Annotated in this window: 9 protein-coding genes; 2 read left to right on the top strand and 7 right to left on the bottom strand. The window is 41.9% G+C overall.

Features of this window, described 5'->3' with window-relative positions; translation table 11 throughout:
• Nucleotides 1–43: 43 nt before the first annotated feature.
• From H6F77_RS14270 to H6F77_RS14260, 3 genes are all read right to left on the bottom strand, one after another.
• Nucleotides 44–4174 (bottom strand): non-ribosomal peptide synthetase, encoded by a 4131-nt coding sequence (locus H6F77_RS14270; RefSeq protein ID WP_190428011.1) that lies wholly within the window; start codon nt 4172–4174, stop codon nt 44–46.
• Complete coding sequence (locus H6F77_RS27410) at nt 4164–4310, bottom strand: hypothetical protein (protein WP_199313353.1); 147 nt, start codon at nt 4308–4310, stop codon at nt 4164–4166. Before H6F77_RS27410 ends, H6F77_RS14270 begins: the two co-directional genes overlap by 11 nt.
• 533 nt (nt 4311–4843) lie before the next feature.
• A complete protein-coding gene (locus H6F77_RS14260; RefSeq protein ID WP_190427716.1) occupies nt 4844–6007 on the bottom strand; it encodes a WD40 repeat domain-containing protein in 1164 nt (387 codons plus the stop codon).
• A 247-nt stretch (nt 6008–6254) separates the two neighbouring features.
• On the opposite strand from H6F77_RS14260, the gene H6F77_RS14255 reads away from it, so the two are divergent.
• Together H6F77_RS14255 and H6F77_RS14250 are read left to right on the top strand one after the other, a co-directional pair.
• Nucleotides 6255–7982: an ATP-dependent nuclease gene (locus tag H6F77_RS14255; protein ID WP_190427717.1), complete on the top strand. Its 1728-nt coding sequence runs from the start codon at nt 6255–6257 to the stop codon at nt 7980–7982.
• Nucleotides 7972–9765, top strand: coding sequence for a UvrD-helicase domain-containing protein (locus tag H6F77_RS14250; protein ID WP_190427719.1), 1794 nt, complete (start codon nt 7972–7974; stop codon nt 9763–9765). Before H6F77_RS14255 ends, H6F77_RS14250 begins: the two co-directional genes overlap by 11 nt.
• Nucleotides 9766–9840: 75 nt before the next feature.
• On the opposite strand, the gene H6F77_RS14245 is transcribed toward H6F77_RS14250, so the two are convergent.
• The 4 genes from H6F77_RS14245 to H6F77_RS14225 form a co-directional block, all read right to left on the bottom strand.
• A complete protein-coding gene (locus H6F77_RS14245; RefSeq protein ID WP_190427720.1) occupies nt 9841–10107 on the bottom strand; it encodes a Precorrin-3B methylase in 267 nt (88 codons plus the stop codon).
• Nucleotides 10108–10231: 124 nt separating this feature from the next.
• Nucleotides 10232–10507: a hypothetical protein gene (locus tag H6F77_RS14240; protein ID WP_190427723.1), complete on the bottom strand. Its 276-nt coding sequence runs from the start codon at nt 10505–10507 to the stop codon at nt 10232–10234.
• Between the two features lie 173 nt (nt 10508–10680).
• A complete protein-coding gene (locus H6F77_RS14235; protein ID WP_190427730.1) occupies nt 10681–12411 on the bottom strand; it encodes an ABC transporter ATP-binding protein/permease in 1731 nt (576 codons plus the stop codon).
• Nucleotides 12412–12842: 431 nt separating this feature from the next.
• Nucleotides 12843–13612, bottom strand: a 770-nt coding sequence (locus H6F77_RS14225; RefSeq protein WP_206753465.1) for a L,D-transpeptidase, incomplete at its 5' end; no start/stop codon positions are given.

The raw sequence follows: 13612 nt of genomic DNA, 5'->3' as shown, positions 1-13612 counted from the left end.
TCATCCTCTGACTGTGCTACGCCAAAAATCAAAAGCCTACACCTTATACCTTCTCAATACAAGCTTTTAGCTGTTCACAGAGAACCTGAACATGAGGTTTTTTTAGCATAGTTAGATGATTGCCAGGAATATTATGAATTTCCACCCCTCCAACAGCTAGATTGCTCCAGCCCATACTTGTATCTTGCTCCGTTTTTAACTGAACGCTAGTCTTAAAAAGAGTAATTCGGTTCGGGTAGACTTGTGGACTATAGTTGAGAGTTGCTTCGCTGTTAGCATGGAAAACGCGAAGCATAGGTTGAATTGTTAACTCTCTTAAAATCTGCGACCTAGACTCCTGAGACATGAGATTAGCTATAGCCTCCTCGCCCAATATCGAGCGCCAAAACAGATTTTTCTCCAGCAGCAGAACCAATTTATTTAAAATAGGAAAATGAGATATAAAACTCTGAGAGTTGTTTTTACTATCAGTAAGTAAATAAAAATAATCTATAATAAATGACCATATATATCGCGTTGCTATGGTAAAAAGAAACCTGAAACCATCTTTAAAAGAAGGTTGATTATCCGAACCTGGTGCTAAAGTATCAAGCATAGCAACTAGACCCACTTCATGCCCGGATTTTTGCAATTGTTGAGCCATTTCAAAAGCAACCAAACCTCCAAAAGACCACCCTCCTAAAAAATAAGGGCCTTTTGGCTGCACCACGCGCAACGCTTCAATATAATAAGCTGCCATATCCTCAATGCGAGTTATTGGGGGCTGTTCTCCATCAATACCTCGCGGTTGTAACCCATAAAAAGGCTGATTTTTGCCCAAATGATACGCTAATTCGTAATAAGGGAAAACTACACCAAAAATAGGATGTACGCAGAAAAAAGGTGGATTTGAACCTTTAGGTTGAATTGCAACTAAAGGCGACCAAGACCGAGAATTATTTTCTACAAATAAAGTGCTTGCTAAACTTTCAACTGTCGGATTTAAGAAGAGGGTAGACAGCGGTAACTCGCGCTTAAACTGCTTGTATACCTCATCCATGAGGCGTATAGCCAGCAGGGAATTTCCACCCAAGTCAAAGAAGTTATCGCCAATACCTACACGCTCAATGTTAAGAACTTCAGCCCAAATTTTTGCTAAAGTTGATTCTGTAGAAGTACGAGGAGCAACGTGTAAGGTTAAATTCGAGATTTCAGATTTTAAATTGAATGGTGTAGGTAATGCTAGACGAGCTACTTTTCCATTAACAGTCAGCGGTAGAGAATCTATCAATACAAAAAATGAAGGTACCATGTAATCTGGTAACTTCTTCTTCAGGAAATCGCGAATTTCAATGGTGGTTAACGCCTGATTTTGCTGCGGTACAATATAAGCTACTAAACGCTTATCATCAGGTCTATCTTCACGCACAATTACCACCGCTTCTTTAACTGCTGGGTACTGCCTCAGAACCGCCTCACTTTCTCCTAATTCGATGCGAAAACCGCGAATTTTAACCTGTTCGTCAATGCGTCCTAAAAACTCAATGTTTCCATCTGGTTTAAACGTCGCTAAGTCACCTGTTTTATAAAGACGCTCGGTTCTACTCTCCTCTTTAAGGGGGTAGAAAGAAGAATTTACCTGTATTTGTGCTTCATTTTCTATTTTTACTGCCTTTATAAAAGGGTTAGGAATAAACCGTTCAGCAGTTAATTCCGGACGGTTTAGATAGCCGCGTGCTAGTCCATCACCGCTGATGTACAATTCGCCACTAATACCGATAGGTACTGGCTGTAAATATCTATCTAATATATAAATTTGAGTATTAGCAATTGGGCGACCGATGGGCGGCTTTTCGCTATTGTCATTAATTTCTGCAATCGTAGCCCAAACAGTTGCTTCAGTTGGCCCATAAGCGTTAAAAAATCTGTGATCAGAAGCCCATTTGTTGACAATATCTTTAGAACAAGATTCACCTGCACAAATTATAGTATGCAGTGCGGGAAGTTCTTCTTTTGGTAATACCGCAAGTACAGCAGGCGGAAGGGTGATGCAAGTAATATTATTGTCTTTGCATAGCTTTATTAAAGCTTGTCCAGGCAAAAGAGATTCTTTTTTAGCTATGTAAAGTGTTGCTCCTATTCGCAATGCCATGATAATTTCAAAGATTGAGGCATCAAAACTCAAGGATGCAAATTGTAAGATGCGATCGCTTGGCTGTAACTTGAAAACTTCGATCTGAGCTTCTGCTAAGTTAGACACTCCTCTGTGCTGTACTAAAACACCTTTTGGTTTTCCGGTTGAGCCAGAGGTGTAGATGACATAAGCTAGATTATCAAGTGTTACGTTACTGGTTGGGTTGTGTTGGGGATGGTAAGCGATCTCATCCCAGTCCGTATCCAAACAAACTACAGACAAACCGTGTTGGCGCTCCCCCCAACAGTCTTTCCAAAGGGGAGCTAATATAGATTGCGTTAATAAGATGGATATTTGAGCGTCTTCCAGCATGAAATTAAGACGTTCTTGCGGATAGCTTGGATCTAAAGGTAGGTATGCTCCACCTGCTTTGAGGATGCCCAATAGTCCCACTATCATATCTACAGAACGTTCTACACAAATGCCCACTAAAACGTCTGGAACTACACCCAGTTGTTGCAGGTGGTGTGCAAGTTGATTGGCTCTGATATTCAATTCGCGGTAGGTTAATTGCTGATTTTGAAAAATGAGCGCGATCGCATCCGGGCTTTGCTCTACCTGCGCTTCAAATAACTGATGGAAACAATCCTCTATTTTGGATGGTAAATTTTGGGTTGTAGATTGATTGTGGCTAAATATTAATAGTTGTTTCTGCTCTGCATTCGTCAAGATTGTTAATTCACCAAGGCGCTTTTGTGGATTTGCAACAATACTTTCCAGCAGCGTTTGGTAATGTCCCAGCATCCGAGTAATGGTAGCATCATCAAATAAATCAGTGCTGTATATTACTTGCCCTTTAAAACTTTCCGGCGATTCCCACAAGTGAAACTCTAGATCGAACTTGGCGCTTGGGCTGTCAAACTCCAACTGCGAGAGCGTTAAACCTGGCAATTCTAACGCCTCAATGGGAGTATTTTGCAGACTAAACGCAACTTGGAACAAGGGATGTTGGCTCAGGTTTCGCTCTGGATGCAGTTCCTCTACTAGCTTCTCAAAGGGTAAGTCTTGATGGGCATAAGCTCCTAGCGTAACCTCCCGTACTCTGCTCAGCAATTCTAGAAATGTTGGATTGCCTGATAAATTAGTACGCAGCACCAAACTATTGACAAAAAAACCAATTAATCCCTCAATTTCGCGACGGTTGCGGTTAGCAATTGGTGAGCCGACAAGAATATCTGATTGCTGAGTGTAGCGATAGAGTAAGATTTGAAATGCCGCCAAGAGAGTCATGAACACAGTCACGCCTTGGCGCTGCGAAAGTGCCTCTAATTCCTCACTCAGGCTTTTCGGTAACTCTAGAAATTGCGTCGCGCCTCGGTAGGTTGGAGTAGCTGGGCGAGGTTTGTCAGTAGGCAAATTCAGTGAGGGGATATTGTCCAGCTGCTGCTTCCAGTAGGCTAACTGAGACTCCAGAACCTCACCCTGTAGCCATTCGCGCTGCCAGTCGGCAAAGTCTGCATATTGAATCGGCAGTTCTGGCAAGGGCGATCGCTCTTTATTTGCAAAGGCTGCATACAGTATTCCTAGTTCCCGAATTAGCACCCCAATCGACCAACCATCACAGATAATGTGGTGCAGATTCAGCAAAAGTACGTGTTCTGAGGAGCCTAGCTGTAGCAGCATCACTCGCAGTAACGAGTCGTGAGATAAATCGAAAGGACGCGATCGCTCCTGAGTAGCTATTCGTTGAGTCTCCGCTTCCCGTTCGGTTGCTGGTAGCGATTGCAAATCTACTACTGGCAGGGGTATGGTTAAGCTGGGAGCAATTACCTGGACGGGTTGCCCATTAAGCATCCTAAAAGTAGTACGCAAAGCTTCATGGCGACGCACAATTTCGTTGAACGTCTCTTCCAGCGCCGAAGTGTTGAGCGAACCTTTTAGGCGAAGTGCAGCGGCTACATTGTAAAAGGTATTGCCTGGGAAGAGTTGGTCGAGAAACCACAATCGCTGCTGAGCAAAAGATGCTGGAAATACAAAAACTTCTGTTTCCTCAGCTTTCATTTTGTTGTTGCTGTTCACTCACCACTCCAATCTTAAAAATTTGAATCACCCCGTCATGCAGTTCATAGCGTCCAATTTCGGGCTTCCACTCTAGAAAGTCTTCAAATGCGATCGCTTTGGGTAAGGCTTGAGTCATGGCTGGCTGCTTTCCCAGAATCAATATAGGTGCATTTTATTCAATGGTGCGATCGCGTTGATTTCAACGCTCACTCACTTCTTCTACTTCTTCCCACCCCAGTCAAGGCGAATCTCCCACAATTTGCATCGGAGGGGTGTTTTCGGCTCAAACAGTTTACCCTGCATGGCAGTTTTTATCAATTCGGTTCCTGTTGAATTTGCCTTGGCTCTATTACGATAAGATAACCAGTATCCAAGCGAAAGCGATCGCCTGCACAGGTTCCCCTTCACCAAGACAAACTTAGTGCATAAGGTTTTGTAGCGATCGCTTAGCGATCGCCCAAATGCTCAAAGAAAATTTTCAGCAGATGGAAGCGATCGCAATCTAGAAAGGGGCATTACCTGGCACAGCTGCACCGTAAAACGAAAGTGCTACTCCTGCGTCAGCCGTCGATGTTGAAGTGTTCCCTCCGTTTGCTGCTCCACTATTGGAAATATCGAACAGTTCCTGTTCAAGGTTAGTTCATTACTCTTTCAACAAAACCCCAATTACTAATTACCAGCTTGCCAAATCGGAATTCCTGCTACCGTTGGAACAGCCAACATCTGACCATCTGGGCTAAATAATCCGGTACTAGCACCACTACTCACATCAAAACCACCAAGAGGCCATTCCTTGCGAATTTCGGCATTAATAATACGTGAACCAGCTACCTGACCAGCTACCAGATAGGTTTTAGCATCAGGACTGAGTGATAACTGGTCATCCGTTCTGTCTACCGAAGCCGGAACAGTACGCACAGTTCCACCCGTGTTCACGTCCCAAGTGCGGAGGTGAGCTTCATATATCGCGTCTTTTGACAGACTGGTTAACGTTCGACCATCCGGGCTAAAGGCTATGCTCTTGGGAATTAACTCATTTTTTTCTTTTAGGGTATGGAGGAGTTGACCTGTGTTAGGATTCCAAAGTTGAATCAAGCCTTGCCAGTGATAAGTTCCTCCCTTGAGGATAGATTCATTGGAACCGAGGCTGGCTAACACTTGGCTATCAGGGCTAAAACTCATCCTTCGTAAAGATTTGATATTACTCCTGAGTACAAAACGCTTTTCGCCGGTTGCTACATCCCATAGCTGAATCTGCGGATTTTCGGAACCAAAATATTTTCGGGCGCTACTGGCAATAAATCGTCCGTTTGGGCTAAATTCCAAGCTGGAAACAATGCTAGCCGGGAAATTTTCCCCAGAATCCTTAGGGGAGCGAAACTCGGCGCTATTGGTAAAAATTGGTTTTTTCCAGATCGCTTCTCCGGTTTTTCTATTCCACAGACCAACCCCTATTGATTTATCAATTTGCGAGTAGATGATGCTGGCAACAAACTGTCCATCAGGGCTGATGGCAACATCTCCAAAGGAAGTGGTAGTGGTATCGTCGGCTTTGATAGATGAGAGTAATTCCCCTTTCCTTACATCCCACAACTGAATGGCTTTACCCTGTTCACCATTACACACGAGTAGAAGCCCATTAGAGCTAAACTTGGCATAGTTCGCGACAGTGGGCAACTTGTGAACTAGCTTGGAGTTTTCCCAAGATGGTTTAGCTTGAGCCACGGCAGGGGTTGGTGCTTGAGCGAAGAAGCCAGCCGATTTTGCCACAGATGTCCCCACAAGTGTAGCGATCGCGAGGACTGTCACTGTTAAGGCAGTTGTTTTCTTCATACTCAAGGCAAAGGTAGTAGTGATTAACTACTTACTAATGACTCTCGATGGATGATTCTGTTTCCCTTGGCTTGGCAACACTTCACCCAAGATAGAGGCATGAATGGATGAGGCTTCGTTTGCGATCGCTTTCTTTTAGAATGGCTTGTAAGTTGGGCGGTTTGCCTCACTTCCTTTTGGGGGTGAGGCTGCGATAGCCTGTTTTTGAAGCTAGAATATACGGTAATTTGCACAGTGCCTAAGCCTTATGAGGATTTCTACGCTTGATATCAAGAACTATCGGAACTTAGATGGGGTGAAAATAAAGTTTCATCCTACAACAAACTTCATTATTGGGGAAAATAATTTAGGTAAATCAAATTTACTCGATTTATTAAATATAATTTTTAATAAAAATAATTTTGTTGAATCAGATTTTTTTGATCTAGATAATCAAATTCAAATTAGTTTTTCCTTGGGAGTTTCGGATATTGAGCAAGGTTTTTTTGATGATTTATTTGATCCTAACAACAGAGAGCAAATAAATATAGTAGCTATTCAAGAATCTCCTGATGAAATAATTAAGTTTGAACATCAAGAAACAAAAACAGTTATTCATAGTAGCAGAGTAAGATGTGTCAATTACATAAATTATGACTCACTAAGAAATCCATCATCTGAACTAAGCTTTTCTAATAATAGAGGTGTTGGAAAATTCCTGAATCATATTATAGTCAAGTATCTACAAAATGGCTGTTTGCAGGACTCTGATTTTGTAATCACTGAAAAAGTTGATGAATTTCTAATCGAAGTCAACCAATCTTTACAAAAAATTAAATCGTTTAAAGATTTTTCTGTGCAAGCTGTTAGGGAAGAGAATAAAGAGAACTTATTGGCAAAGCTCATATTATTAGCGGATGATAATAAGCGAACCTTGGAAAAATTAGGTTATGGTGTACAATTCTCAATAATTATCACCTTGTCAATTCTCGAAAGGTTACTAAGCCTTAGCAAGCAGCGTTTAGATAGATGTATTGTCGAAGATAGCTCAAGTGCAGAAAAAGAAAAGTGCATTCCAGTCCTAATAGGGTTGGATGAACCGGAGATTCACTTGCATCCTTATGCTCAGAGAAGTTTAATCAAATATTTTCTGCGGGTAGTAAATAACGATGAGCCAGATTTTAGATCTCTTCTAGCAGACATATTTCAAATAAATAGATTGCTTGGACAAATGATAGTTGTTTCACATTCGCCTAACATTTTACTAAATGACTATAGACAGTTTCTAAGAATATATAAGGATGATAACGGCTGTCTTGTTGTCAAAAATGGGTTTGATATAAACCTAGATACAGCTACTGAAAAACAGTTACTTAAGAATCTGCCTTATGTTAAAGAAGCGTTTTTTTCAAAAGTAGTAATTTTGGTAGAAGGCGATAGTGAACTTGGCGCTTTCCCTATTCTTTGTGAGCAAATAAATGTTGATTTAGATGAATTAGGAGTTAGCGCCGTTCAAGCAGGAAGTGCTGATTCGATTCCACCTTTAATGAAATTGCTAAATGAGTTTGGTATTCAAAATATAGGGTTAATGGATGCTGATCAGAAGAACAAATATGATGGTACTCCAAATTTGTTTTTCACTCAAGGAAAGGATTTTGAAGAAGATATGTATGATAGCTTCAATATCGTAGATTACGCAAAATATTTAGAGGAAGAATTTCCGGATAGTAAAAAGGCTAACTTTTTCATTGAACAGGCTAAGAGCCTCAGTCTTACTCTCGATCCTCACAACCTAATTCATCCTCAGTTAGCTTCTTTATCCCCAGAGAAAAACCAAGAACTAAAGCGTCTCTTAAAAGAGACTATTCTTAAGAATTTGAGAAGCAATAAAAGTCTTCTTCGTGGAAGAGATTTAAGTAAATACGTTACTGAAATTCCTCAAGTGTATAAAGATTTAATTCAAAAAGCAGTTGAATTATCGACCAATGCTAAGTGAATCAGAACAGCATCAATTATTAGAGAAGCTTAGAACTCTACACTCTGACGATGAAAAGCAGCTTGAGGTTATCTTCTCGGAGTCTAAGAGACTTATTGTTGAAGCTCCTGCTGGCTACGGGAAGACGAAAACTATGATCAGTAAGGTAGCTTATCTGTTAGCTACTGGACAAATTGCTCATCCTAAGAAAATACTTACGCTAACATTTAGTGTTAATGCAGCATATAAAATTAAAAAAGAGCTTTCTGAACATTTGCCTCACCTAATTCAGCCTATCAATTCAAATCAATTTAGGGTAAATGAAAGATTATTTGTCTCAAATTATCATGGTTTTTGTAGGCATATCCTAAAAAAATATGGTTATTTGCTACATTCTAATCTATCTAATATAGAGATACTGAAATCTGTAGATGATTCGGAAAGCCAAGAAATAACTGCACTGCTAGATATATCTTATGATAAAGCTTCAATCTTTACCGAATATAGTGATGCTGTTAAGAGTGTAGACAAACAACATGTATTAAAATTCTTCAATCGATACACAGATGGAATCATAGAAAGCTTTCTTGATAAGGATTATATAAGTTTTAATGGAATCCTTGCGCTTACTTTAAGGCTATTTCAGGACTATAGTGAAGTGCTTCACTTCTATCAGGGTTATTTCCCCATGATTATTGTGGATGAGTTTCAGGATACAAATGTTTTAAGTTGGGCTTTATTGAAGAAGCTAGTAGCTGATAGATCTCAATTGGTTTTTATAGGAGATTCCTTGCAAAGAATATATGGTTTTATAGGTGCTATACCCAATTTAATGCTTGAGGCAGAACAACTCTTATCTATGGATCGGATAGCACTGGAAAAGAACTATAGATTTATGTCTAATCCACAGATGCTTCAACTGGATAAAAATATCAGACTAAATGCAGAAAAGCCTGATGCTCCAGCTATTCAAATAAAGGCAGAAGTTCCATTTATATCTGTCAATAATCAACTAGAAGAATCGGAGAAAATTGCACAAAAGATAATTTCTTTGATCTCTTCCGAAGATCGTCAACTGTGCAAGGTTGCGATTTTAGTAAAACAAAGAGGAGAAAACGTAAATAAAATTATTGAAGTCCTTATGGAGAAGAATATTTCCTATTTTTATGCTCTCTTTGGAGATGATGATTCAGAATATTTATCATTTCATAGAGAGTGTTCTTCTCAATTCACCGAGCAATTAAGAAAGGATATTAGGATTTCCAAAGGAACCTTGAGTAAGTTTTACATTAAAATTGCAGAAACATTTAAACATAGTAGCAGTCCAGTGATAAAGTCACTGCTGAATTTACTAGAAGTATTTTTGTCTAGAGCTTTAAGTGATTACTCATTCTTAAGTGCTGAAGATAAATTAATTCTTATAAGGGATACTTTTGAGAATAGAACCTTGAAGCAAAATATGGAATATGTTAATGAGAATGTCATCATATCAACCATTCATGGGGCAAAAGGATTGGAATGGGATTATGTCTTAATGCCAGATATGGAGCAATACTCTATGCCTAACTGGAATGGACTCTGCGGAGCCTGTAACCATAAAAGCAACTGCAATTTAACGGTAGATAGTAGAAACGAGAAAAATTTCTTAGAAGAATTAAGCGTGTTTTATGTAGGTGTAACTAGGGCAAGAAAACAGATTGTTTTCTCTGCAAGTAAAACTCGTTTTAAGGCAGATGGAACTACACAACCTGCAAACTTGAGTTGTATGCTAAAACTTCCTGGTATAGCTGTTGTAGAGCAATAACCGTTCATACAACCCTCAAACTGTTGGAGCTGCACGGCTTCCAGGTTAGGAATAGATCGCACTTTCCCCCCAATCCTACTTTGACTTTCGTTTCGACTTGGGCGGCGTTCGGTGTGCGCCAAAGTATTTTTCACTGCGGTAGCGAAGCCACACCCGCAACTGCTGCGGAATCTGGTCTTTTTGTTCTTTCGTCAGCGTGTTGTAAAGCGCTAAGGCGCGATCGCGTTCTCCCCGACAAGCAGCGTTATTATGAGCATCCCAGTAGCTACGGGCAACCCGAATCCGCCGACAAACTTCCTTAATGAGTGCTTCTCCCGTGAGAGGATTTTCCTGCTTTGCCATACTTCAATCAGAACGCCTTACGGTGAGAATATTGAGTAATAAAGGAACCAGCAATTCGTTGTCCGAGTACACGCGAATCGCTGGCTGCGGCTATAAAGCGATCGCGCTAGGTGAATCGCCACTGCTAATCCTTATCTTCTCCATCCTTCTCCTCATCGTCATCTTGCTCGGAGGAGCGATTTGTCTCTTCGCCCTCGTCATCGTCATCATCAGCCTTATTAACGTTCTGAGATTCTTTTTCCGATTCTTCTACAGTTTCGGAATTTTTAGCGGGTTCACTACAACCAACCAGAACGATATTACCTGCGAACATCACAAGTAGACCCAAGCAAAAAGCACTAAAAGATTTAGTCCACAACGGTATCATTTGGGATTTGGGTTCTCCATCAATACTATTCATATCTTTTTAAACTTTAGCGAACTGCACGGGATTTAAACCTTAGATTTGATTTGTCTATGGTCATAAATTGGGTTATGGCTGGACTTGTGCTTGCCAGCCTCCATTGAATTGGCTATTTCAATCACCAGGTATTTTTGCACAAATGGGATGTTTCCGCCCATCGCCCTAAAATATCAGGTAGTCGATGGAAGTTCCAACAACTCCGGTTGTTCTTCGACAAGAGTCACAGGTTGTTTGATCTGCCACGTCTTATCCTGGGAGAGTTCCAGCAAAGACTGATGATAATTTGCCAACGTAGCGCGATGTCCCACACTCAAGAAAGTAGTCCCTTTCGCCTGCAAATGTTGATACAACCGTTCCTCGTTATCCAAATCTAGGGCGCTAGTTGCTTCATCTAATATGGCGTAGTTGGGTTTGTTCAGCAGCAACCGGGCGAAAGTTAGCCGTTGTTGTTCACCCAAAGAGAGGACATCTGCCCAATCCTCCTGGGCATCAAAACCGCCAAATCTTTCCTCTAAACCTGCTAAATTCACCTGTTCCAGCACTTGCTTTAAGTGTTCGTCGTCAACCTCAAGGTGCGTGTTGGGATAGAGCAATTGATCGCGCAGAGTACCCAGCACCATATAGGGACGTTGGGGCAAAAATAGGATCTGGTTGGATTCAGGACGAATAATGGTTCCTGTACCAGAATCCCATAGTCCCGCGATCGCTCTCAGCAGCGAACTCTTACCACAACCACTCGGCCCCATCACCAAAAGTCCTTGTCCCGCAGCTAACTCTAGCGACAAATCTTCTACTAATGTGCGTTTATAGTTGGGAGTTTGCAGGCTGAGATGTTCGACGGCGAGGCGTTCCGCTTCCACCGTTTGAATTTTGGGCTGTTCCTGATTCGATTCCGTCCGCTCTAAAAATTCTGCAAAGGTATAGAGACGGTTAATTCCAGCGCCAAATGTGGATAATTGCTGGAAACGAGCAACCACAACATTCAGCGAGAAAAAGACTCTCACAAAAGCACCTTGCGCTTCAGAAACCTTACCTACTTCCATTTCTCCAGCAAAAATTGCAGGAGCAACCACTAAAGCAGGCAAGATAAACGGGATAAACTCATAAGCATTGGTGAGAACATTTAAGTTCAATTCCCAAACCAACAGCCGCTTGACATTCTCAAACACATCGAAAAACCGCTGCTTGACTTGGTTTGACTCCCGTTCTTCTCCCTGGTAAAACGCGATCGCTTCTGCATTCTCCCGAATTCGCACCAGACCAAATCGTAAGTTGGCTTCCTTCTTCAGTTGTTCAAAATTCAGTCGGACAAGCGGCTTCCCAAACACAACCGTCGTCACCAGAGTGCCAATCAAGGCATACAGCACCAGAAAAAGCACCAGTGGTTTAGAAATACCCCAAAGTACGCTGCTGAAGGCGATGGTTGACAGCACCGACTCCACCAACCGCAGCAAAAAGGTGAGAGATTCCTGGGTAAAACTGCGAACATCTTCCGAAATCCGCTGATCTGGGTTATCGATTTCGGTGCCTGAGATATGCAGATTATAGTACGAGCGATCGCGAAAGTAGCTATCCACGAATCGATGGGTCAGCCATTTCCGCCATTGCAAACTCAGGCGATCGCGCAGATAGGTATAGCCTGCGAGCAATGGTGCATAGATTACCAGCACAGCGATGAAAATGATGACGGTTTCCCAGAAACGGGATTCATCCTTGGCTGAGAGGGCTGAAATCAGCACTCCTCGCTTGTTGTTGAGAACTACACTCAATCCCGTATAGGCCAGCAGTAACAGCACGACTCCGAGCAGTAATCCTCTGGCTTGCCATTTTTCATCCCCAGACCAATAGGACTTGGCGATTGTCCAGAACTGCTGGACTACATTGAAGTTCAATCGATCCATCGGCTTGCTTCCCTTACAACTCGGTCTGCCGGGAGATAATAAGTAAAGGTGAATCAGAGCAAAATTTACTCAAATACTGGTACGACTCATCTCTGGGCAATTGTTAAATTATGCTACAAATTTCTAATACCGTAAGTATTCCAGAGTATGAGATTGAGATGAGTGCAGTGCGATCTCAAGGGGCAGGTGGGCAAAACGTCAACAACTGATATCTGGCACCAGCAGCCGACACCCCTTTTGGCTGTGGCTACACAAACCAGAACTTACGCATTTTAACGGTGGAATAAGAATTGAGACGAGTTGCGTAAGTCGTACAAACTTTCGTCCGGATGGTGCGCGGCTACGAAAAATCAAAGTTTTTAAAGCCTCGGTCGGCAGGCTATGTTTGTTTAGCCCCAGGCTTACAGCCTGCGGGCGATTAGGTGTAAGAATTAATCAACAACCGTTACTTTGGTACCTAACTTCACCCAACCCTTCTCAATTAACTGCTGCAATGTGTTTGAGTCGAGATGGATGCAGCCACCTGAGTTAGCTTGACCAATATTCTCTGGATTGGGTGTACCATGAAGTGCGATTGAGAACCAGTAGGGCGTTCCCTGAAATGTACTCATTTTAGGACCCGTGATGCTTGTCGTTGAAGTGAGTCCGATATAGCCATTGCCATAGGCTCCGTCTGGGCTACCGTTCCCATCAAAGTCAAGAGAACTCATGTTCTTGAATAGCTGAGCTAATCCTTGCTGAGGGTTAACTAAGTTGCGATACTGAGTAACTTTGACAAAACGCTTAACGTTATCTTGGGAAATCTGGTTGTACTCAGACTTTTTGTAGAGAATCAAGTCTACGCTCATCTCGCCTGTGGGAGTAACAAAGTCATTCATATTTTGTTTGTCTTTGAGTCCGCCCTTCCCAATACCGATAGTTGCTTTGTAAATCGGAACGCTTTGGTTATTGCGTACCTCCAAGCGCTTGTCTACTCGATGAATGAGCAGCGAGTAACGTTCTTCTTGAATGCTGTTGAGTTTATCAGCATTATTTACGGATGGTGGCGAGGATTGTGGCTTGGCTTCAATTACGTTTTTTGGAGTTGGAACGACAGCATCAGATGATGTACAAGCGCATAGGGCTATTGGTAGTGCAACTAAGAGCCAGTTTGAGATGAGACGAGATGTTGTAAACACAACTAACCTAACTGGGGCTTGCT

The sequence above is a fragment of the Microcoleus sp. FACHB-831 genome, from assembly GCF_014695585.1.
In the GTDB taxonomy this organism is placed as follows: domain Bacteria; phylum Cyanobacteriota; class Cyanobacteriia; order Cyanobacteriales; family FACHB-T130; genus FACHB-831.
This window is presented reverse-complemented; position numbering and strand designations above follow the sequence as displayed.